This is a genomic window from Stakelama flava (assembly GCF_019351405.1).
GTDB lineage: Bacteria > Pseudomonadota > Alphaproteobacteria > Sphingomonadales > Sphingomonadaceae > Sphingomonas > Sphingomonas flava_A.
The window spans coordinates 1-20,836 of record NZ_JAHWZX010000005.1; the positions used below are offsets into that span (position 1 = coordinate 1).

A 20,836-nucleotide genomic window follows, 5' to 3' on the forward strand; every position below is an offset into this window, starting at 1 on the left:
GAGTTGATCCGCTGGTCCGTTCAGGAGGTCCGGCGCATCGCCGTCAAACTCGCTCAACGCCAGATCGAGCCTGCCTGCATCATCGCCTGGTCATGCTGAAGGCGAGCTCATCAAGCCGCAGCAAAACGGGCTCACCTCAAAACCAAATTGCAACTGTAATGATAGGCAACAGCCCGGCTTGAAGGCGCGAATAGATGGTAGCGCGCGAAAGGCCGGTGGCCTCGCTCATAGACTTCAACCGCAACAACTTGACCACGTTAGCCTCCATCGGACGTAGCTGGATGAAGGCTTGATGCGCGCCGCCCCTATTCAACAACAAAGGGGGGATATTGAACGGTCGCCGTTCGGTTCGTCGCAAATGGGGATCATTTCGTCGCACAGTTCGCCGCGTCGAACAGCAAGAAATCAAGCGCGCGGCCATCGGAATTTCGTTGTTGGCCAAGACGTAGGCCGGTGGGGCGGCGGTGGCTTAACCCTTGGAATTTCAACGAAATTTACAAGAAATGGCGGAGACGGAGGGATTCGAACCCTCGGTACGGAATTTATCCATACGGCGGTTTAGCAAACCGCTGGTTTCAGCCACTCACCCACGTCTCCGAAGTGTACCGGCCAGAGCGAGGCCGTATAGCGACGCTGTTCGTATGGATCAACTATGCATTGTGCGCCCGTCGCACTTTGCCCCGGCCATCGCGAAAGCGAGTCGGGTGGTCGCTCGGTTCATTGCAGGCTAAGGCGCGTAGCGCATAGTGACGTACATTCGATCGAAAAGGCGGACCCGGGGGAATTCATGCGTACAGGTTGGATCCTATCACTGCTGGCGATGCTGGCGGTCAGCGCGCCGGCGCAGGCGCAGATTCACACAGTCGATCCGGATACGGTGATCGACGGAGACCTGTCGAATCCCTCCGGGCAGCAATCGAACAGCATTACGCCTTCGCAGTCACCCCCGGCGGCATATCCCGCCCAAACCACCGCGCCTGTCCAGAATTATGATTATTCCTCAGGCCAGCAGGCCCCCGTTCCGCAACAAACGCCGGCCCCGTCCACCACGCCGCCACCCGCTGCGGTACAGAACAATGCCGATACCTATGAACGCGACGATCTGATCGCCGCAGCGGAAGGGGTGTTCGGCAAGGGGGCCGAGGGCCTTGCAGGCATTATCGAGGATATTCTTCACGATCAGGGACAGCCCAACGGCTATATTGCCGGCCGGGAAGCGTCCGGCGCGTTCGTGCTGGGGTTGCGCTATGGGTCGGGAACATTGTTCCACAAGGTGGAGGGGCAACGTCCCGTCTACTGGACCGGCCCGTCGGTTGGGTTCGACGTTGGCGGTGACGCCACCAAGGTCTTCGTCCTTGTATACAATCTGTACGACACGCAGGACCTGTATAAGCGCTTTCCTGCCGCGGAAGGGCGCGCCTATTTTGTCGGCGGCTTTTCCGCCAGCTATCTGCGTCGCGGCGACATCGTGCTCATCCCGGTCCGGCTGGGCGTCGGCTGGCGGCTGGGCGCCAATGTCGGCTATATGAAATTCAGCGACCACCAACGCTGGCTACCGTTCTGACCGGGGCAGCCAGCGGGCGGCTTGGCGTCAGACAAAGGCGCTCGCTTCGAACCGGATCGGCCGCCCCGCTGCGACGTCGGCGAGTTCGCCTTCCCACATCACGCGTTCGCCGCGGATGATCGTGCCGACCGGCATGCCGGTGAGTTCGCGGTCAGCAAAGGGTGACCATCCCGCGCGCGAAGCGAGCCAGTCTTCGCCCACCGTCCAGCGTCGTTTCAGATCGACGATGGTGAAATCGGCATCGTACCCCGCAACGATCCGTCCCTTGCCGACCAGACCGAATACGCGCTGCGGCCCAGCGCTGGTAAGGTCGATCAGCCGCTGCAACGTCAGCCGCCCGGCATGAACATGATCGAGCATCAACGGCAGCAAGGTCTGTACACCGGGCATACCGCTGGGGCTGGCGGGATAGGGCTTCGCCTTCTCCTCTCGCGTGTGCGGCGCATGGTCGGATCCGATCACATCGGGCACCCCCTGCCCCATCCAGTGCCATAGCCCGGCGCGATGATCGGCGGAACGGATCGGCGGGTTCATCTGCGCGAACGTCCCGATCGAAGGATAGGCCTCCTCCGCCGCCAGCGTCAGATGCTGCGGCGTTACCTCACACGTTGCTATGTCCTTGTGCTGCGACAGCAGTTCCAGTTCCGCCGGTGTGGTAATGTGCAGCACATGGATGCGACGCCGCGCTTCGCGCGCAAGTTTCAGGATGCGACGCGTCGCCAGAAGCGCGCTTTCATCGTCGCGCCATTCGGGGTGCGAAGACGGATCGCCGTCGCGGCGCAGCCCGGCACGCTCGTTCATCCGCGCTTCGTCCTCGGCATGGATGGCAACGCGGCGGCTTCCCGATGCCAGAACACGGGCCAGCTCGCCATCTTCAGCGACCAGCAGGTCGCCGGTCGATGCGCCCATGAATATCTTCACCCCCGCCGTGCCGGGAAGCCGTTCCAGATCCTTCAACGCCGGCGCATTGGCGGCCGTCGCACCTACGTAAAAAGCGTGGTCGCACCACATCCGGTTCTTTGCGCGCGCTAGCTTGTCCTCGATCGCTTCGGCGCTGTCGGTATTTGGCTTGGTATTCGGCATTTCGAAAACGCCAGTGACGCCGCCCAGCACAGCCGAGCGGCTGCCGCTTTCCAGGTCTTCCTTATGCTCAAGTCCGGGCTCGCGAAAATGCACCTGGGTGTCGATGACGCCGGGAAGAATATCCAGGCCCGTGCAGTCGATGGTCTGGCCTGCATCGCCCGCCGCGCCGATCGCGGCTATCCTGCCGTCACGCACCCCGATATCGGTCCGCGCCGGACCTGAGGGCAAATGCACCGTCCCTCCGGTCAGTTTCAGGTCGAAAGTCTTCATCGCGCGGCCCTTTCGTAAATGGTGCCCCGCTCCTACCTGTTCGTCATGACCGATACCAGCCCGCCGACCTGGCTCGCCGACCGCGCTCTTATCCGTGTCGTGGGGGAGGATGCGCGCGGTTTCCTGCAGGGTCTGGTGACTCGCGACGTCCATCTGGTGAAGCCCGACGCGCCGCAATGGTGCGGTCTTTTGAGTGCGCAGGGCAAGGCGCTATTCGATTTCATCCTCTGGGATGATGGCGAAGCGATCCTGATCGATTGCGAGGCGGAGCAGCGCGAGGCCTTGATCCGGCGGCTTACGTTGTACCGCCTGCGCCGCCCGATCACCATCGAACCGGCGGAGGGCGGCGTCCATTGGCGCGCCGACGGAACCGAAGGCGCTGCCGATCCACGCCTCCCCCGATTGGGTCGGCGCTGGCTTGCCCCGCAGGGACGGCCCGCACAGCATTGGCAAGCGCATCGGCTGAAGCTTGGCGTCACCGAAGGCGTCGCCGAACTGGGTGCCGAAAAAACGCTCTGGCTGGAATGCAATGCGCGCGAACTGAATGGCGTCAGCTTCGACAAGGGATGTTTTATCGGGCAGGAAAACACCGCGCGCATGCATTATCGCGGCAAGGTCAACCGCCGGCTCGTGGTCGCACCGCTCAGCGACGAAAGCGATCGTGTGCGGATGCGCTATCCCGACCTAGGTCTGGTGGTCGAACATCGCCGAATCGACGCGCTCGGTGAAGCGTACTGGCCTGATTGGCTGACCGAAGACTGATTCGGGCCGCAAGACTGCCGAACTTCGCGACGGCAGACAAACGTTTTCGGGACAATTCTCCAAACAGGGTTGGAGAACAGACAGCCCCTTTTCGGGCTGCGGTCGACACCAGAACCCGCGTTGCCATCGCTTTCATCCGCCTGGTGGCTTTTCACAAAGAAAAAGGGAGGCCGGCAAGCCGACCTCCCCAATTCGTTGATCGATGAAAATCGATCTTACATGCCCGAACCCGGACCGTAGGTGATTTCCACACGACGGTTCTGAAGCTCACGGACACCGTCAGCAGTCTGAACGCGAAGGTTGGTTTCACCGAACGCTTCGGTCGAAAGCACGCTCTCGGGAATACCGTGCGAGACCATGTAGGTCTTAACCGACTGCGCACGACGCTGCGAAAGACCAACGTTGTACGAAGCCGCACCGGAGGTGTCGGTGTAACCGGCCAGCATGACCTGGGCGTTGCCGCAATCCGAATAGGCCGAAATGGCGTTATCCAGGATGCTCGCTGCCTCAGGCGTGATGTCCGACTTATCCCATTCGAAGAACACGATGTACGGTCCAGGGGTGCACGCAACCGGCTCCGGCTCGGGTGCCGGCGGCGGCGGCGGCGGCGGCGGGGGAGGCGGCGGCGGGGGCGGCGGAGGCGGCGGAGTCGGCGCGCCGAAATTGTACGTCACACCACCCATGATGCTGTGCGAACGATACTTGCCCTCGAACGTCTCGCCCGAAGCACCGACGAAGTCGGCGTCCAGCGTCGAGAAGAAGCGATACTTCAGCGACACGTCCATATGGTCGGTCACCGGAGCGTATACGCCGGCAATGCCCTGATAGGCGAAGACCGTGTCGGAATCGTCCAGGAACGTACCGACGCCGGAGAAGCCGTAGTTGTTGGCCTTTACGCGGGCAACACCGGCGCCACCGCCGACGAAGCCGCCGACCGAACCGTCTTCACCGCCGAAATCGAGCAGGCCGTTGACCATGAAGCTGAGCGCGCTGGTGCTGCCGGTGGCGTTGTCATAGACGCCTGCCGGAACGCCAAGCGTCGTGCCGCTGGCCGAATAGGTATCCACGCTGGCGCGCTTGTACCCGACTTCCGCCTCAAGCCGGAACTTGCCGAGGTCGTAACCGACGACACCATCGGTGTCCCAGCCATAATGGCTGTCCACGGTTCCGGTAGTCGTATCACTGATGTCATAGTCGATATCTTCGACCAGCGTCGCACCACCATCGATGCCCACATACCACGAATGATCGCGGGCGAGGGCGGGAGTGCTTAGCGCGGTCGTAGCGAGCGCCACAGTAGCGACGAGCTTGCGCATCTTAATCCCCTTTCTGAATGTCCTACGGACAGCGCAAACTCCCTACCCAAAGGTTGGTTTCCACGCAAGGCGACAATTTCTACCCATGTTGCGCAAAAAGCACATATTTATGAAGCGATCAAACCATGGGCGCGTATCGCGTAAAGTATTGCGTTGAGTACATTTCTTGCTTCGGTGTCGATAATTTCTCCGTTTTCGGGGTTTGCGATGGCGGGTTGTTGCGCTGCGACGACCTGCGTTCCGTCGATTATCAGCCTTCGACCATCGATCTCCCCGACTCTCCATTGCTCGTCGCGGAATACGGCAAAGCCTGTATCGGCAATCGACCAGACGGTCATTCCGGGCCGCGGTGCGATGAAACGCCACCCGCCCCCGGTCCATCCGGCCAGCATCGTATCGCGCCCTTCCCAGTCGCCGCTCGCACCCATGCCGACGATCCAGGCATCGCCCGGCGACGGGTCGACGGGCGGCTGAATGGTTCCCACCGCCACCACGTCAGGCTGAACGCTCAGGTCGATCAGGGTCAGCGCCTCGTTATGAAAAATCTCCTTTTGCGCCTGCCCTGCCCATAGCAGCGGCAGGCCTAGTCGCTCGGTGACATCCTCGCTCATGCCTTTTCTCCTTCGACATTGATAAACGATGCGGCGGGCGACCGTCCGAGATCGCCCATCTGCGCCACGCCCGCCCGTGACCAGTCCTGCCCGCCGGGCAGGTATTGCGGTTCGGAAAGTTCAATCGACGCGCCCCCGTCGCCTGCATCGAACAGATACTGTTCGCCATCTTCACCCAGCGGCGTTCCGGCCCCGTCGATCCAGCGCCACCCTGTCCGGCTGCGGCGCACCCATCGCAGGGTCGTCACGCCCCCCATCCGCTCTGCACGCAGATGAACCGGCGCGGGCGGAACGACCGATCGCCCGTCAAGGACGACCTCGGCCTGCGTTCCCGTCGTCGGATCGCCCGCCCCCACCGCACGAATGAGTATTGTTGAGCCGATCCGCGCCGAGGGCACCTCCGCCACCGTCAGCGTGTCGCGATCGATCAGGGTGAACCTGTCGCCCGCGCTCGCCTTTCCAATCTGCCGTTCGGTCCCGCGCAGGCCGCGCCGCAACCCGCTCAGCCGCCAGCGCCTGTCCCCCAACTGCTCGGCTGTCGCGAACTGCAACAATTCCTTCCCCATCATGGCCAGATTGGCGCCATTATCCAGCGACCGGCTGTCGGCGTGGTTCAGCACGGCGCTGGATGCGAACAGCTCGATCTCGATCGTATTGCGATCATCCCTGATCAGTGCACTGGCAATGCCCGGCGGCGCGATGACCGCCCCCATGATCGCGGGCGGTGCGCTGCCACCCAGTTCGCGCCAGGATGCGCCGCCATCGCTGCTCAGCACCAACGCCGCCTGTCGCCAGCCCTCGCCCTCACCACACGCGGCGATGCCGATGCGCGGTGCGTCCCACGCCGTTTCGTCCAGCGGCGGCAATTCGAACACCGTTATCAGCGTTCGGCCAATGGTCCTGTCGGGCGCGGGCAGCACCCGGCCGTTACTTGCCGCAACCTGCGGCACCGAACCCACCGCGCGGCTCAGCGTAAGCGTCAACACCATCTTTTCCAGCGACCAGCCGGTAACCCGCCATTCGCCGGCTTCGCCCGCAATGGTGACATATCCGCCGGTCGGCGTTGCGGCTGCCGACCAGTCGAGCGCAACCTGCCGCGAATCGCGCCCCGCGCGCAACATGGCCAGCCCGTGCTCGGCCAGCGTCTTCGCCCCTTGCGCGCTCAACGCGGCGGGCAGCGAAATCTTGCGCGACACCCCATCCGCATTGCTCCCGGCGCGCTGCAACCCCGCCTGATAATCGCGGGCGGGATCGTAATGCGCCAGTTCCATTGCGGTCGGCAATGTCATCGCATCGGCAATCTTGCGCGATCGCGGATTGGCCTCATCGCCTTGCGCCCGCGCCGCCATATCTGCGACCTCGCTCGCTTCGCCCACGCCGCCGTGAAGCGTGATGCGACCCGCCGATTGTTCGGGCGTGCAGCCGCTCGCCTCCGCCAGTTGCTCGACGATCGCGCGGCGATCCTCGCCATAGGCGGAATAGCCCAGCACTTCGATGCCCGTCGCCCCGCTAACCACCCCGTGCGAGACCGCATCGGCGATCGTGCCGATATCGACGGACGCCTCGTCCGCCACCACTTCAAAGGTTAGCGACGGGATGCGATTGCCGTACTCGGTAAGGTCCAGGTCCTCGAACACCGCATAGGCGCAGCCGCGATGCGCGGGCGTGTCGCCTATGCCCTCCGCCGCCGCGATCAGCGGGTCGATCGCCTGATCCTCGCCGCCGCGATGCAGGCGGAACCCGGTCTGCACCTTGAAATCGCCCGCCGCGCCGCGCAGCAGCTTGCCGTCCGCCCAGATGCGCTGCACCGCGATCACCGGCCGGGCGGAAAGCAGCACCGCGAACGACACCGAATAGCTGTATTGCGTGGTCTTCGCTGATCCCTTTCCCCCGCCCGATGTGGAGCGATGTTCGATCAGGTCGGTCGACCAGATCACGGTGCCCGCAACCCGCATCGTTCCGAACAGATGCGGGATCGCGCTGCCATAGGAAGAGGTCTGCACCGCCAGTTCGGTCAAGCGCGGCCCTTCCCGCCGCGCGGCGGGGAACAGCACCTCGCGATCCACCGTCCGGCCCAGCGTCGCTCCGATCGCCGCGCCCAGCGGCCCGCCGATCGCGCCACCCGCCACCGTGAGCACCAGCGTCGCCATGCTATTTCTCCTCGTTGTAAAAGCGCCAGGCGCTCGCCACCGGCCAGGGCGGACCGCCCGGCCGGAACACCACCTTGCGCAGCACCGCATCGGCATGGACGATTCCGCCAGTCACCAGCACCGCCAGATGAAGCTGCCCCGGCCCGGCCTGCGCCAGAATCACGTCGCCGATCCGTGGTACGTCCACCGGCTCCAGTCCCGCTCGCCGCAGCGCGGCCTGTGCGCCCACGCCATCGCCGCTGCGCAGCGCATAGCCCGTCATCACCGGCCCCAGCCGCGCTTCGCCGCCAAGCGCGGCCACCGCCACCCCGACGCAATCCAGCCCCCGGCGGCAATCGCGTCCGTGCAGCCGGAACGGCACGCCGACCAGCGCCATTGCCGCTTCGGCGGCCCGCTCGTTCGCACTCATGCGCCCGGATAGCGGGTCAGCAAATCGATACCCGGCAGATACGGCTCGCCGCGAAAATTGGCTGTGTTGGAAAACCGACCCGAACAGGTCGCAAGTTGCTTGTCGCACCCTTCGATCAGTTCGACCAGCGCGCCTTCGCCTGTAAAACGCGGCGGCTGGCGCAGCGTGACCGTTGCATCTTCCGACGCGCCTATCGAATCGCGCAACCCGCAATTGCCACCACTCATCCAGCGCAATGTGCCGCAGCCATAGGCATTGGCCGACGGCTCGGCCCGGTCGAGCGTCACGAGCGTATCTTCGACAGCCGTGACCCGCGCGAAGCGCCGCCGCCCCGCCATCGCCACCCGGCAACGTGCATCGCCCAGCTCCGCCCGGCATCCCGGTGAGGTCACTTCGTTGACCGGCAGGTCCAGGCTCGCCGCTATCCCGCGCAGTTCGGCGGTGAACTGACCGGCCTCCATAGCAATCGCGCCGATCGTGCCGCTGGCAAGCGTCAACGGCTCGCCCGCGCCCTGCCAGTCGCATGCGAACAACGTCACCGCCGCCCCGTCCCAGCGTCCGGCGAGAAGATCGGTTTCGGTGATCGCCTCGGCGGCAAGCGCGCCTGCCACCTCGACATTCGCCGGCGTGAAGTCCGCGCTGCGTTCGATGGCGGACGGCATGATGCCCGGTGCCGCGCGATAGCTCAGCCCATCGATCGACAGGTCGCGATCATGCGCGGTCAGCCCGATCGTCACCCCGTCGCGCCGTTCGATGCGCCAGCAGAATGTCAGGGTGGTGAGCCTGCCCTCAAGCCAGTCCATGGTCATGCCTCGCGTATCTCGACCAGCGGAACCGATGGCGCCGCGCCCGCAAGGAAGGTCGCTCGGTTCACGCTCAGCGAATCCTCGGCAAAGCGCACCGGCACGTCGAAGGCGAAGCCTGCGGTCACCCACGCGCCATCGGCGGGCGGCGTATCGAACACCACCCAGCCGCCTTCCTCCAGCGTGAAGCCGTTCGTCTCCACCCCGTCCACCGCGATGCGCACGCTCCCTGCCACCGGCCGCGTGATCCGCCGCTCGCTCTCGCCATAAGTCTTGACGAGGGCAAAGCGCACCGCCGCCCCGTCGCCCACACCGACAGGCTGATCGCCCGGATTCGTCTTAGGCCCCGATGCATGATCGAACGGATCGCGCAGGCGAAAGCCGCGCGCCGGACCGAGCCGCGCCCGATAGAAATCCAGCAACAGCGCGATATCGCTTTCCGACCGCACCCCCGGCCCGACATCATATCGCGTGCGCGCCGCCGCCCAGTCGGCATTCCGCTTCTCATGCCCGCCTGCGCTGGTGACGATCGCGGTCGACACTTCGGGGGCCACCTCCGCCTCGCTGCCCAGCGCAAGGGGGAACAGCACGTCGTCAAAAGGCTGCACCGCCGTCTCCTCGTCGAAATGGTAAAATCCGTCGCGCATCACCTGCGGCAATGCCCAGATGAACGTCGCGGCCACCCCGCGCGCCCGCGCCTCTTGCGCCGCCGCGTCGATCGCCCGCCACTGTCCGGCGTCTTCGGCGTTCAGTACGAAGCCCGAAAAATAATGCTGCTCGTCCGGTGGATAGCCCAGCCGCGCCTCGACCGCCGCTACGGCACGCGCGGTCGCGCCGCTATTGCCCGCGCTTGCCCAGTCATAATCCTCAAGCTGCAGGATATCGAAGGCAGGCCGCGACCATCCTGTCGGCAGGTTCGCCCGCTTCATTTCCGGCGCCTGCGGATCGAGCACCGTGGGCAAATAGGCGAGCAGCATCACCACCGCATCGCCGGCCCGCGCCTTCACCGCGTCGCGAAGCGCCAGCGTCGATCGCGCAAGCAAGGCCCCGGCCGCGTCGAGCACCGCCACTTGCGCCGTGTTCAGCGGCTCGCGCACATTCGCGATCCCGACCGGATCGTTCAGCGCCGCACGCGCCGCCGCGTCGTACAGGCACGGCCGCCCGTCGGGCATCACCCACCACCATGGCTCGCCGATCTGGAATTTCACGGCCAGCCCCGCATCCTGCGCTATGCCGACGAAAGCGACCGCCACCGCGCGCAGATATGCCATCGCCCCGTCATGCGCTGGCGACAGCAGCGCCGATGGCGGCTCCCATCCGGTCAGTCCCGGCGTCCCGTCCGCCGCGCGCTGTTTCCAGTCGCCCCAGCAATGCTGGTCGAGCAGTTCATAGGAAAGCGACCAGATCACGCCGAACCCCAGCGCCGCGGCGCGCCGTGCAAAATCGCCGTGCCATGCCGCGCAGGCCGTGTTCAGCACCCCGCCCGCCAGGCTGGCGTAAAATCCGCCCGACGCCGGTTCGAGCCGGAAATAATGGCTCATCCCGACATAATGGACGATGTCACCGCGATAGCCGAGCATCAGCATATTGCGCAGCACCCGCGCGGGCGTCAGGTGATAGCTGTCGTCATATCCGTTCGCGATCGACAGACCATGTTGGGGCGCGATTCCATCGCCGATGGCAAGGACGCTTCCCGCGCCGGTGCAGCGCATGTCGCTCAGTTCGATCCACCCCTCGACCGGCGCGTTCAGCGCATCGGCGCTCCCGCTATATCCCGGCGGCACCAGCGATACGAACATCCGGTCGACATCGCCCGCCCAGACATGGTCCGCTTCGTCCGGAAGCGTGAATCCCCCGTCAAGATTCGCGAAATCAAGCGTCACCACCGCATCGTCGGGGTCACCGCTGGCGTAATTCCACAGCCGCACATACCATGCCCGCGCATCGCCTTGCGCATCGCGTCCCTCGATCGTCAGCACCGGCCCGTTCACCGCGTCGAGCGGCAACACACCACTCGACCGCCAGCGAAACGACAGCGCGCACGCCCGGTAATCGCGGTTCGTGGCATAAGCGAGCAGCCGGTGGTCCTCACCGTCCTTCGACGCCCAGATCAGCCCGGCGAGATCGTCATGCTTATAAAAGACGCAATCGACGCGCAGCGCATCATGCGCGGTGCTCGTCACGGCCGCCATCATCGGCCGGGGAAAGTTCACCGTCCAAAAACGCGGATCGAACCGGGTGATGACGTCGGCATCCTGCCCGCGCCGCTCGCGCGCCAGCCAATATCCCATCAGTCCACTCCCGCCAGCGCGGCCTTGACCGCGCGCGCCACCTGCCGGCTCGATTTGGAAAGCGCGCGCGGCGCGTCCTGCCCACTGGCATTGACGGTGATCGCGACCCGAACATCGCGCGCGCCGCCTGTACCTTGCGGGACCACCGATCCGCTCGCGGTCGGCACGAACAATTCCGGCCCGCGCTCGCCGACCATATAGGCACGACCCGGACTGACCGGCCCGCCGGTCGCGCGTCCGGGCAGCCCCGACAGCGCGCCGAGCAGCGATCCCAATATGCCGCTGCCCTCGCTCGCCCCGAACAGGCTTTCCAGCCCACCCTGAAGCGCCTTGGCCGCGATGCTGTCGAGCACCCCGGTCGCCACCCGTTCCAGGTCTTCAAATCCAAGCTGCCCGGTCCGCGCCGCGCGAACCAGCGCGCTCTCGACCGATCGCCCCGCGCGCGCCGCACTATCGGCAAACGGCCCGTCCAGGCTTTTGCGCATCGCGTCGACGTCGCTTGCAAACGCGGCCGTATCCGCGCGAACGCTGACCGTCAGCCGTTCGATTTCCTCATCCATCGCCATCCGCCTCCATCATGCGGGTGAGCGTCTCGCGATCCGCAGGCTGCGGCGCATCGCCTCGCGCGGCCTGCATCACCGCAGCAAGTTCCGCCGGAGTGGCTTGCCAGAAGGCGTGCGGAGGCCAGCCCAGCCAAAGCCCCGCCGCACCGGCCAGCCGCCCCGCCGCAGGCGCGAACCGCTCGCTCACCGCCCCGCCAGTATTTGCTGCAACAGCGTGCGAAGCGCAGGGGTCGCCTGTGCCAGTCCGCCCGCCGTCACCCGCTCGCCGAACGCCTCGCGCGTCATTGCTTCGGGCAGGTCGGTCAGGCAGTGCCAGAACAGCGCCACCATCTCGCCCAGCGCCAGCCTGCCCGCCGCCGCCCGCTCGACCAGCGCGAACAACAGCCCCAGCTCGGCTTCCGCCGCGACCAGCGCCGAAAAGCTGGGCCGCAGCACCAGCACCGCGCCACCGACGCGAAGCGCTGCCTCGCCGCGTTCGGGATTCGCGCCGCTCATGCGCTCACCACCGGGCCGGAGCTTTCCAGGCTCAGCGTATAGGTCCGCTCGCCATTATGATCGCCGGCATAGTCCAGCCGCGTGACCAGAAACCGCCCGCTCATCGTCTCGCCGCTTTCGAAACTCAGCCGATAATCGTCGATCCCGCCTGACAGTGCATTGCCCTTAACCCGCGTTTCGGCGGCGGAGCCGGTGAACACGCCCGCCCCCGACACGCTCACCGACCGCACCCCCGCGCCCGACAGCAATTCGCGCCAGCCGCCCGAATCCTTCGACGTGATCGCCACCATCTCGCCATTGACCGAAAGCTGCGTCGTGCGCAGCCCAGCCACCGTCTGGTACGCGACCGGTTTTCCCCCGTCGCCGACCTTCAACAGGAACGCACTTCCCTTTTCCGCCGCCATGCCTTTTCTCCCTCAATCCGCGCTGCGCAGCATCGCCACGCGATGCTCGATCAGCGCCGTCCAATGTCCGTCGCGTTGTTTGACGATCCGGCTGCGCGTCAGGGTCAGCGCCGCGATGCGCCACCCATCGCCCAGCGCCGACGGCATCGCCGCCACCGCCGTCTCGATCCTGGCGGCCAGCGCGCGCAGCCGCGCCGGGCGTTCGCCGCTGTCGTGCACCAGCACGCTCACCCGACCCGCGCGCCCCGGCGCATCCTTGGTCGACCAATCGGCAAGCACCGGCTCCTCGACCAGCGCGTAGGGCATTGCGCTGCGCACCGGCGGCGCGTCGAACACCGCGCTCACGTCGCCGTCCAATTCGGCGCGAACCGCCGCGACGACCGCTGCCTGCGCCCGCTCGCCCGCGCTCATGCCGACCATCCGGCGATCCAGCGCAACCGCGCATCGTTGATCCAGCGGCGCATCAGGCCGCGTCCGCTAAGCACCACCCCGCCCTGCGTCGTTTCCGCTTGCACGCCCGGCACGTGGATCGACGCCGCAATCCGTTCCGCCGCCATCTCGGCGCGCACCTCGGCGCGTCGCGCAACGTGCGCTTCCAATGCTTCGAACATGCGTTTCATCCTTCCGCCACCGCACGAAATTCGGCAGCATCCACCAGCCGTATCCGCCGCCAGGGACGCCACAGCGCCGTCACGGCGGCGGGCGGCGCTTCGCTTGCGCTTCGTTCATCGGCCAGATGCGCGATCAGCAGGATCACCCCCTGCCGCACCGGTGCGGGCAATGCCGTCCAGTCGTTCGCCAACCCGGCGGTGAACAGCACGCGCACCCGTCCGGCGGTCCCGGCCCGGACGATGCGTACCCAGCCCATTCCCCGTGCATCGATATCGACCGAATATGCCCCGACCGGCAGCACGAAATTCGCTCCTTCGGCGGGCACGCCGATAACGCCCGTGATCGCCGTCACCGGTTCGCTCGACAGCGGCGTCCAGTTTTGCCGGACGGTCAGCATTTCCTCGTCATCGCGCGCCACCAGCACCTGCCCGGTGAACGCTTCGGCCAGCGCCAGCGCGGAAGCCGCCATCGCCTCGATCCGCGCATCATTCACATCCGAAGTATCGCGCAGATACGCCTTGGCGTCCGCGCACGCGGCGGCGATCACCGCCGCCGGAAAGGCTGGTTGCATGGAATTTCCTCATTCTGGATGGTTCGCGAAAAAGGGGGCACCGTACCCGGTGCCCCCGACGGTTCACGCCGCGGCGAACTTCATCAGCTTGATCGCTTCCGAATTGCTCACCATCCCGCCGACGCGCTTGGTGGCGTAGAAATGAACGAACGGCTTGTTGCTGTACGGATCGCGAAGCACCTGCGTCGCGCTGCGCTCGGCGATCAGATAGCCCGCCCTGAAATTGCCGAACGCGATCGACAGCGATTCGCTCGAAATATCTGGCATATCCTCGGCCTCGACCACCGGATAGCCGAGCAGCGTTGCGGGCTGGCCTGCGGCAAGGCTCGGTTGCCACAAAAACGCGCCGTCCGCCGTCTTCAGCTTTCGCACATGCGCCAGCGTTGCCGAATTCATCACGAAACTCGCCCCCTGCCGGTATGGCGCGCGCAGCGACTGGACCAGATCGATCAGCATCGCATCGGGTGTGTCGCCGAACGCCCCATCCGCACCGCTCGGCAGATATTGCAGCGTGCCGAAATCCCGCGCCGCGTCCCCCGCGCTCGACGTTCCGACGTTCAGGAACCCCTTTGGCTGGTTGACTCCGCTTCCCGAAACAAAGGCTGCGCCCTCGGCACGCGCAAACTCGTTCGCAATCTCGCCCGCCAGCCACGTTTCGACATCGAAGCCGGCATCGTCCAGCATCGCCTGGCTCGCCGCCGGATTGGCGTATAGTTCGCCCATCGGCGGGGCGATTTCGTTGAACACTGGCGTTTCGGTTTCGGGCCGCGCGCCCGTTTCGCCGGTCCATCCCGATGGCGTGCCGCCGCTGGTCACCAGCTTGCGATAGCCTGAACTGCCGACCTTCACGACATTGGCGATGCTGCGGATGGGGGAGATATCGTTCAGCGTCGAATCGATCATCGCATCGATTTCCTGCGGCACCGCATAGCCGCCGGTCGAATCGCTCGCGCCCGACATCGCTTTCAATTCCAGCGCCCCCGCGCCCGATCGCAAAAATCCGCCGAACAGTTCGCCCGCCGGTTCGCGCGCGCCCATCAGCATCGGCCGCGCGCCGGGCACTCCGGCCCGTGCTTGGGCGTCGAAACTGGTTTCCAGCGCATCGTTCCTGGTTTCACTCGTCATGCATTTTCCTCCTCTTCACGCACCACCGCATGAATCCTCGCCAGCGGCTGCATCGGCTGCGCCACCAGACTCACCTCGATCAGGTCGAGCTTGATTAGTTCACGATATGTTCCCCGACGCACCTCGCGCACCCGGTATCCGAAGGACAGCCCGGTCACCCCGCCGCGCGCGACCAGCGCCGCCAGTTCCGGCTCGCCCACGCTTCCGATCACCCGAAGTCCGCGCCGGTCTTCACCCAGCATCTCGATGTGGCCCACCGGCCGACCGCGATGCTGCCACAGCAGCGGGACCGCCTGCGCCGTGCGAAACGCCCCTGCGCGCACCATGTCGCCGCCGCGATCGGGCACATCGAACACCGCGGCATAGCCCGCGAACCGCACGCTCATTTCACCCATCCGGAAAACCCCGTGCGTACCGCGATCCCGATCAGCAGCAGCGCGCAGCCAAGCCGCACCAGCCACCCGATCGCCGCCTTCAACACCGACCGTTTGGCATCGCGCCACGCGGCCAGCAGCTCGCGAAGCTCGGCCATGTCCTTCGCTGCGTTGGCATCATCCAGCCCCAGATGTTTCAGCGCGCGTACCGCGCCCAGCTCGCCCGCCTCCTCGACGATCGCGCGCAGCGTTATCAGGTCCGCGCCTTCTTCCTCCGCCTGGCCCATCAACTGCGCCAGCACCGGCCCGTTGCTCATCGCCCCGTCTCCCCTTGCCTGTCGGCATCGTCTTGCCTACCGGAAGGGCATGCGCCCCTCGCCCGGCAGAATCCTGTTCCTGATCGCGGTAGTGCTTGCCGCGCTGCTGATATTCCTGTGGTGGTCGGACATCATTCTGGTGCGCAAATGCGAAAGCCATGGCGGCGAATGGGATGCCGACGCCCGCGTGTGCCGCATCGCGCTGCCCGCCATTCACGGCACCTGGACTTAAAACCACCTTCAATCGTCATTGCGCGGCGGCAAAGCCGCCAAAGCAATCCAGAGCCAAGCGGCGCCCTTAGCCTGAGGCGCGAAACCTCAAACCCCCAGCATCGCCCGCTTCTCGGCATCGCTCAGAAATTCCGCGCCGCTGACCTGCGCCCATAACCGTTCGCGATCCTCGGCCAGCGCGGGAACCCGGTCCAGATCGACCGAAAGCGTCGCGCCCGTTGCCCATGCCCCCAGTGCCTGTTCCAGCGCGCCCAGTATCTTGCCCGCCAGGGGCAGGATCGCCTGCCGCCATAGGGCGCGGTTCGCCTCGCGATAATTGGCATAGGTGTTGTCGCCCGGCAGGCCCAGCAGCATCGGCGGCACCCCGAATGCCAGCGCGATCTCGCGCGCCGCCGCGGCTTTCAGCCCGACAAAATCCATATCGGCGGGCGACAGGCTCATCGCCTGCCATTTCAGCCCGCCTTCCAGCAACATCGGGCGTCCGGCATTGGCCGCGCCGGCGAACGCCGCCTCCATCTCGGTGCGCAACCGCTCGAACTGGTCGCCCGACAGCGACGCCCCGTCGCCGGGTTCATAGACCAGCGCGCCGCTGGGCCGCGCCGCATTGTCGAGCAACGCCTTGTTCCACTTCGCCGCCGCATTGTGGATCGCCACCGCGCCCGCCGCCGCGCCCAGGCATCCCAGCCCGTAATGATCGTCCACGGGATTGAAGCTGCGGACATGCGCGATCTGCGGCCGCCCGCCTTCCTCTTCCACCGCCAGCCGCGTCACCCGCTCGCCGACGCGATAGCGATAGGCGACGGGCCACCCCTGCGCGTCCGGCTCGACCGTCACCCGTTCGGGGCGCAGCGCGAACAATTCGCCCACCCCGCCGCTGCCGTCGGCGATCAACTGGATATAGCCGTTGCCGTGCAGCAGCAGGTGCGACGCCAGCGTTTCCAGCAGCCCCTGCCCGCCAGAATGACTCGCCACCAGCGCGGCAAGTTCGGGCGAGGATGCTGCGACCGGCGCCGACCCCACCCCTTCGGCGACCAGCCGCACCGCGCGCTGCGCCACCGCATTGCCCAGATACGCCTCGCGAACCTGCGCTTCATAGCTTCGCGGCCATTCGCCGATCACCGGGACCGACGCCCCCACCCGCGACAATACCGGACGCGCATCATCGCGCCCGGCCGTTTTCCGGCCGAACCATCCCATAGCTGCCTCCCTTGATTTGCTGACGCCGCGCGCAACTGCTTCAGAGCGCCCCGCCATGTTCCTGCGAACACAGGAACCCAGAGTTTCAACCGTTCCTGCCTGCGCAGAAGCACGATGATTACATTCTATTCGACGCTATCCCATGAAATACGCGTCACTGGTTCCCGCTCGCCCCGTACTCCTGCGAAAGCAGCAGCCCAGAGCCACAGCCCCCGTGCCTTACACTAAGGCGCTCCCCTACCGCCGCTTGCCCAGCCAGATCACGTGCCGCGGCCCCTTGCCGTTGCTGCGCGCCCGAACGACCACCTCGTCCACCGCGAACCCTGCCTCGCGCATCCGTCGTGCGAACGCCGGGTCGGGCGCCGCCGACCATACCGCCAATATCCCGCCGGGGCGCAGCGCCGCCTTCGCCCGCGCCAGCCCGGTATGCGAATACAGCCCGTCATTGCCCTCGCGCACGATTCCGTCCGGCCCGTTATCAACGTCGAGCAGGATCGCGTCATATGCCCCCCGCTCGTCCCCGATAACCGCGCCGACATCGGCGATCCGCACCGTTACGCGCGCATCGTCCAGACACCCGTCGGCCAGCTGAGCCATCGGACCCTTCGCCCACTCGATAATCTTCGGCACCAGCTCGGCGACGACGATCTCGGCATCGTCGCCCGCTACGCTCAGCGCCTTGCGCAGCGTGAACCCCATGCCATATCCGCCGATCAGCCATCGCTGGCGCTTGCGCCCGACCAGCCGTTCGGCGGTCAGCGTCGACAGCGCTTCTTCCGATCCGCTCATCCGGCTGTTCATCAATTCGTTGCGGTCCATGACGATCATGAAATCGCCGCCCCGGCGGAACAGGCGCAGCGGCTCGCCGCCCGGCACCTGCGCCGTATCGATCAGTTCGCGCGGCGTCATACCAGCGCGCCCTGCCAGTGGAACTCGATGCACGAATCGCCCGTCTCACGCCCCGCCGCATCGAACCTGCGTTCGTGGATCACGCCATTTCCCTCGCCATCGACCGTGACCACCGTCGAACAGCGCGTCCCGTACACCGGGTTGCGGATGAAGATCGGCGAATTGACCGGTTCGCGCGCATCCGCCTCGCCCTCCATCATCGCTTGCGGCGCGCTTTCATCGGCCAGCACCGCGAACAACCCCTCGCGATCCTCACTCCCCGAATCGATCCACTTCGCCAGCGCATCCTTCAGCTTCGCGGTCTTGGGCCAGGGCGCATCCATCACACCGTTCGACAGGCCGTGCATCCCCGGTCCCATCGGCTGGATCAGCGGCGTGGGCCGGTTGGTCATCAAATGCGCATGATCGCCGTCGATCGTGATCAGGTTGAACGGATTATACGCCTCCGGCCGCACGCTCAGCGCCGCAGCGCCGCCCTTGACCAGCATGTCGGTGACCAGCGCCCCGCGCGACAGCTTCGCCGGGTCAGGCCCTTGCGAATCGTGCACATTGGTCACCACCGCAAAGCGGCCGTCTTCCTGCACCCCCATCCAGGTCCCGCCCCCCATCACGTCGCGCCCCGCGATCACGCGCGGCCGGTCCTGCCAGCGCGCCAGCGGCACCGCATCGCGCGCGTGCAGCTCATCGCGATTACCCGCGGTCACCAGCCGCCATTTCGAATGCGTTCGCCACGCCAAAGCCAGTACACACATGGCCCCGCCCCCTAGCCCGCTTTCACCGAACAACAACCCCCACCCAAAAAACGTCGCCCGTCACCCATCGTCATTGCGAGGAGCAAAGCGACGAAGCAATCCAGAGCAGCGCGTGCAACGGCCGCCCGCACGCCATCACCCCAGCACCCGCACCGCCGCTTGCCCCCGCCGCTTCAGCATCAACTCGCTCATCGCCCACACCAACGCATCCGCCCGGTCGGGCGATCGCCCCGGCCCTTCATACCCGCCGCCCGAAACCAGCCCGCACATCTCATCCTCCAGCGCGGGGAACGCGCCGACATGCGCCACCTTCCCGCCTTCGTACAACGCGGCGACCGGCTCGGCGCGCGCCACCTTGCCCCGGCTCGCATGGACCAGCCGGACGGGCAGTGCCGCATCGGCTGCGACCAGCACGGCTCTAACCATCTCGCCGCCATTATTCGCTTCGGCGACCACGCGGTCGGCACCGTTCCTCACCGCGCACGCCGCAACCGCGCGCGCCCATCCTTCGGGGCTTGCGCCCGCGACGCTGGCATCTTCCAGCACATAGGCCTTGCCATCGCGCGCCAGCGCCACCGCAACGATCCCGCACGCATCGCCCTTGCTCCCTGCGGGCGGATCGACGCCGACTACCACCCGGCGCAGCGCCGGGCGGCTCGCAACCCGGATCGCCTCCAGCAGGTCGCGCCGCCACAGCGCCCCCGCGACATCATCGATCAATTCGCCGTCCAGTTCCTGCCGCCCCAGCCGCGTGCCGCCATAGGCCGCCTCGACCGCTGCGACGAACGCGCCCGGCAACATCGCATTGTCGCGCGTCCGCCCGCGCACCACCGCCACATCGTCGCGCGCCGCCAGATCGCGCAGCAGCGGGATCGGGCGCGGCGTCGTCGTCACCAGCACGCGCGGATCGTTGCCCACCCGCATGCACATCGCCAGATTGTCCCATGTCGCGCGCGGATAAGCCCATTTGGCGATCTCGTCGCACCATGCGGCGCTGAATTGCGGGCCGCGAAGCCCATCGGGCCGCTCGCCCGAATGAACGAATGCCTGCGCCCCGTTCTTCCACACCAGCCGCCCGCGCGATACTTCATATGTCGGCATTTCGGCGTCGCTGGCAATGCTTGCCAATATCCCGCTTTCGCCCTCGATCATCACGCTGCGCACCTCGCCCATGGTCGCGCCGACCAGCGCGATCCGCGCCGTCGGGTCGGCCTCGGCCAGCGCGCGCACCCATTCGGCACCTGCGCGCGTCTTGCCGAAGCCGCGCCCGGCCAGCATCAGCCAGGTTCGCCACTCGCCCGGCGGCGGCAATTGCTTCGCCTCCGCCCAGAATTCCCAGCTCGACAGCAATATCCGGTAATCGCGCTCGCCCCGGTCGAATCGCCGCCGCGCATCCCCGCTTGCGACGTCGCGCGCCCGCGCGCTCATTCGCCCTCGCTCCCGGCGTCATGCTGCTCCGCCTCCTGCGCCGCCGCGATCCGGTCCAGCCGTCGCATCACCTCGGCCTTCGCCTCGTCCTGCGTCATGCCGCGGACGCCCGGCGCGCTGGTCCCGCCGCCCAGCCGGTCATATACCTGCGGTCGCCGCGCCTTCAGCAGGAACATGCCGAGCGCGTCCGAATAGCTGCGCACATTGCCGACGATCTCACCACGATAATAAACCGGCTTTTCCACCCCGCGCGTCGCCCGGTCGATCATCTCGGCCTCCAGATCGTCCAGCGCTTCGTTCATCGCCGCGTCCCAGTCGCGCGCGAATTTGGGCTGTTTCGCCCGGTGGCTGTAAACCGTGCTGCTCGACAACCCCGCCTCGCGCGCCGCCCGGCTGACATTGCCGGTCTGGCGCAGCACTTCCAGAAAACACGCCTTGCGCACCGCCAGCGACGGTCCGCGCTGCGCTCCCGGTTTCGCCGCGCCGCGCCCGGTAGCCGCCTTTGCGCCGCGCTCTCCCCGCTTCGCTCCCATCGCCGCGCCTCCCCCATGAAAAAAGGGGCCGGAAAAGCCCGATGGCCCCGTCCCCGCGTCGCGCCG

The 20,836-nt window shown here is 66.3% G+C and carries 25 protein-coding genes and 1 tRNA gene; 3 read left to right on the forward strand and 23 right to left on the reverse strand.

The window, feature by feature from the left end:
* Positions 1-504: 504 nt before the first annotated feature.
* Positions 505-597: transfer RNA gene (locus KY084_RS06715), tRNA-Ser, on the reverse strand.
* A 190-nt stretch (positions 598-787) separates the two neighbouring features.
* Here KY084_RS06715 and KY084_RS06720 point away from each other — a divergent pair.
* Positions 788-1,564, forward strand: coding sequence for a DUF1134 domain-containing protein (locus tag KY084_RS06720; protein ID WP_219237694.1), 777 nt, complete (start codon positions 788-790; stop codon positions 1,562-1,564).
* Between the two features lie 27 nt (positions 1,565-1,591).
* On the opposite strand, the gene KY084_RS06725 is transcribed toward KY084_RS06720, so the two are convergent.
* Complete coding sequence (locus KY084_RS06725; protein WP_219237695.1) at positions 1,592-2,917, reverse strand: dihydroorotase; 1,326 nt, start codon at positions 2,915-2,917, stop codon at positions 1,592-1,594.
* Positions 2,918-2,935: 18 nt separating this feature from the next.
* On the opposite strand from KY084_RS06725, the gene ygfZ reads away from it, so the two are divergent.
* On the forward strand, positions 2,936-3,679 hold the full coding sequence (gene ygfZ / locus KY084_RS06730; protein WP_246586961.1) for a CAF17-like 4Fe-4S cluster assembly/insertion protein YgfZ: 744 nt from the start codon (positions 2,936-2,938) through the stop codon (positions 3,677-3,679).
* Positions 3,680-3,894: 215 nt separating this feature from the next.
* Here ygfZ and KY084_RS06735 read toward each other — a convergent pair whose 3' ends face one another.
* From KY084_RS06735 to KY084_RS06810, 16 genes are all read right to left on the reverse strand, one after another.
* Complete coding sequence (locus KY084_RS06735; protein WP_219237696.1) at positions 3,895-4,995, reverse strand: OmpA family protein; 1,101 nt, start codon at positions 4,993-4,995, stop codon at positions 3,895-3,897.
* Positions 4,996-5,102: 107 nt separating this feature from the next.
* Complete coding sequence (locus KY084_RS06740; RefSeq protein WP_219237697.1) at positions 5,103-5,606, reverse strand: DUF2793 domain-containing protein; 504 nt, start codon at positions 5,604-5,606, stop codon at positions 5,103-5,105.
* The gene (locus tag KY084_RS06745; RefSeq protein WP_219237698.1) at positions 5,603-7,756 is read right to left on the reverse strand and encodes a phage tail protein; all 2,154 of its coding nucleotides are present in this window, start codon (positions 7,754-7,756) and stop codon (positions 5,603-5,605) included. Before KY084_RS06745 ends, KY084_RS06740 begins: the two co-directional genes overlap by 4 nt.
* Before the next feature lies 1 nt (position 7,757).
* Positions 7,758-8,165: a peptidoglycan endopeptidase gene (locus KY084_RS06750; RefSeq protein WP_219237699.1), complete on the reverse strand. Its 408-nt coding sequence runs from the start codon at positions 8,163-8,165 to the stop codon at positions 7,758-7,760.
* Positions 8,162-8,968: a DUF2163 domain-containing protein gene (locus tag KY084_RS06755; RefSeq protein WP_219237898.1), complete on the reverse strand. Its 807-nt coding sequence runs from the start codon at positions 8,966-8,968 to the stop codon at positions 8,162-8,164. The genes KY084_RS06750 and KY084_RS06755 overlap by 4 nt, the downstream gene beginning before the upstream one ends.
* A gap of 2 nt (positions 8,969-8,970) precedes the next feature.
* Positions 8,971-11,259: a DUF2460 domain-containing protein gene (locus KY084_RS06760; protein WP_219237700.1), complete on the reverse strand. Its 2,289-nt coding sequence runs from the start codon at positions 11,257-11,259 to the stop codon at positions 8,971-8,973.
* Positions 11,259-11,819, reverse strand: coding sequence for a tail tape measure protein (locus tag KY084_RS06765; RefSeq protein ID WP_219237899.1), 561 nt, complete (start codon positions 11,817-11,819; stop codon positions 11,259-11,261). The genes KY084_RS06760 and KY084_RS06765 overlap by 1 nt, the downstream gene beginning before the upstream one ends.
* Positions 11,812-12,009, reverse strand: coding sequence for a phage tail assembly chaperone (locus tag KY084_RS06770; RefSeq protein WP_219237701.1), 198 nt, complete (start codon positions 12,007-12,009; stop codon positions 11,812-11,814). Before KY084_RS06770 ends, KY084_RS06765 begins: the two co-directional genes overlap by 8 nt.
* The gene (locus tag KY084_RS06775) at positions 12,006-12,317 is read right to left on the reverse strand and encodes a gene transfer agent family protein (RefSeq protein ID WP_219237702.1); all 312 of its coding nucleotides are present in this window, start codon (positions 12,315-12,317) and stop codon (positions 12,006-12,008) included. The genes KY084_RS06770 and KY084_RS06775 overlap by 4 nt, the downstream gene beginning before the upstream one ends.
* Positions 12,314-12,721, reverse strand: coding sequence for a phage major tail protein, TP901-1 family (locus tag KY084_RS06780; RefSeq protein WP_219237703.1), 408 nt, complete (start codon positions 12,719-12,721; stop codon positions 12,314-12,316). The genes KY084_RS06775 and KY084_RS06780 overlap by 4 nt, the downstream gene beginning before the upstream one ends.
* Before the next feature lie 12 nt (positions 12,722-12,733).
* Positions 12,734-13,141 carry a tail completion protein gp17 gene (gene gp17 / locus KY084_RS06785; RefSeq protein ID WP_246586962.1) on the reverse strand — a complete coding sequence of 136 codons (408 nt, stop codon included), beginning with the start codon at positions 13,139-13,141 and terminating at the stop codon, positions 12,734-12,736.
* The gene (locus KY084_RS06790) at positions 13,129-13,332 is read right to left on the reverse strand and encodes a hypothetical protein (RefSeq protein WP_246586963.1); all 204 of its coding nucleotides are present in this window, start codon (positions 13,330-13,332) and stop codon (positions 13,129-13,131) included. The genes gp17 and KY084_RS06790 overlap by 13 nt, the downstream gene beginning before the upstream one ends.
* Before the next feature lie 5 nt (positions 13,333-13,337).
* The gene (locus KY084_RS06795) at positions 13,338-13,904 is read right to left on the reverse strand and encodes a head-tail connector protein (protein ID WP_219237705.1); all 567 of its coding nucleotides are present in this window, start codon (positions 13,902-13,904) and stop codon (positions 13,338-13,340) included.
* A 63-nt stretch (positions 13,905-13,967) separates the two neighbouring features.
* Positions 13,968-15,029, reverse strand: a complete 1,062-nt coding sequence (locus tag KY084_RS06800) for a phage major capsid protein (RefSeq protein ID WP_219237706.1) — start codon at positions 15,027-15,029, stop codon at positions 13,968-13,970.
* A complete protein-coding gene (locus KY084_RS06805) occupies positions 15,026-15,415 on the reverse strand; it encodes an HK97 family phage prohead protease (protein ID WP_219237707.1) in 390 nt (129 codons plus the stop codon). The genes KY084_RS06800 and KY084_RS06805 overlap by 4 nt, the downstream gene beginning before the upstream one ends.
* The gene (locus KY084_RS06810) at positions 15,412-15,720 is read right to left on the reverse strand and encodes a DUF6127 family protein (protein WP_219237708.1); all 309 of its coding nucleotides are present in this window, start codon (positions 15,718-15,720) and stop codon (positions 15,412-15,414) included. Before KY084_RS06810 ends, KY084_RS06805 begins: the two co-directional genes overlap by 4 nt.
* Positions 15,721-15,769: 49 nt before the next feature.
* Here KY084_RS06810 and KY084_RS06815 point away from each other — a divergent pair, with 49 nt between their 5' ends.
* Positions 15,770-15,952 carry a hypothetical protein gene (locus tag KY084_RS06815; protein ID WP_219237709.1) on the forward strand — a complete coding sequence of 61 codons (183 nt, stop codon included), beginning with the start codon at positions 15,770-15,772 and terminating at the stop codon, positions 15,950-15,952.
* A gap of 86 nt (positions 15,953-16,038) precedes the next feature.
* Here the strand turns inward: KY084_RS06815 and KY084_RS06820 are convergent, their stop codons facing one another.
* From KY084_RS06820 to KY084_RS06840, 5 genes are all read right to left on the reverse strand, one after another.
* Positions 16,039-17,148: a phage portal protein gene (locus tag KY084_RS06820; protein ID WP_219237710.1), complete on the reverse strand. Its 1,110-nt coding sequence runs from the start codon at positions 17,146-17,148 to the stop codon at positions 16,039-16,041.
* Between the two features lie 237 nt (positions 17,149-17,385).
* On the reverse strand, positions 17,386-18,057 hold the full coding sequence (locus KY084_RS06825) for a spermidine synthase (protein WP_219237711.1): 672 nt from the start codon (positions 18,055-18,057) through the stop codon (positions 17,386-17,388).
* Positions 18,054-18,809 (reverse strand): NRDE family protein, encoded by a 756-nt coding sequence (locus KY084_RS06830; RefSeq protein ID WP_219237712.1) that lies wholly within the window; start codon positions 18,807-18,809, stop codon positions 18,054-18,056. Before KY084_RS06830 ends, KY084_RS06825 begins: the two co-directional genes overlap by 4 nt.
* Before the next feature lie 135 nt (positions 18,810-18,944).
* Positions 18,945-20,237 carry a DNA-packaging protein gene (locus KY084_RS06835; RefSeq protein ID WP_219237713.1) on the reverse strand — a complete coding sequence of 431 codons (1,293 nt, stop codon included), beginning with the start codon at positions 20,235-20,237 and terminating at the stop codon, positions 18,945-18,947.
* On the reverse strand, positions 20,234-20,770 hold the full coding sequence (locus KY084_RS06840; RefSeq protein ID WP_219237714.1) for a hypothetical protein: 537 nt from the start codon (positions 20,768-20,770) through the stop codon (positions 20,234-20,236). Before KY084_RS06840 ends, KY084_RS06835 begins: the two co-directional genes overlap by 4 nt.
* Between the last annotated feature and the right edge of the window lie 66 nt (positions 20,771-20,836).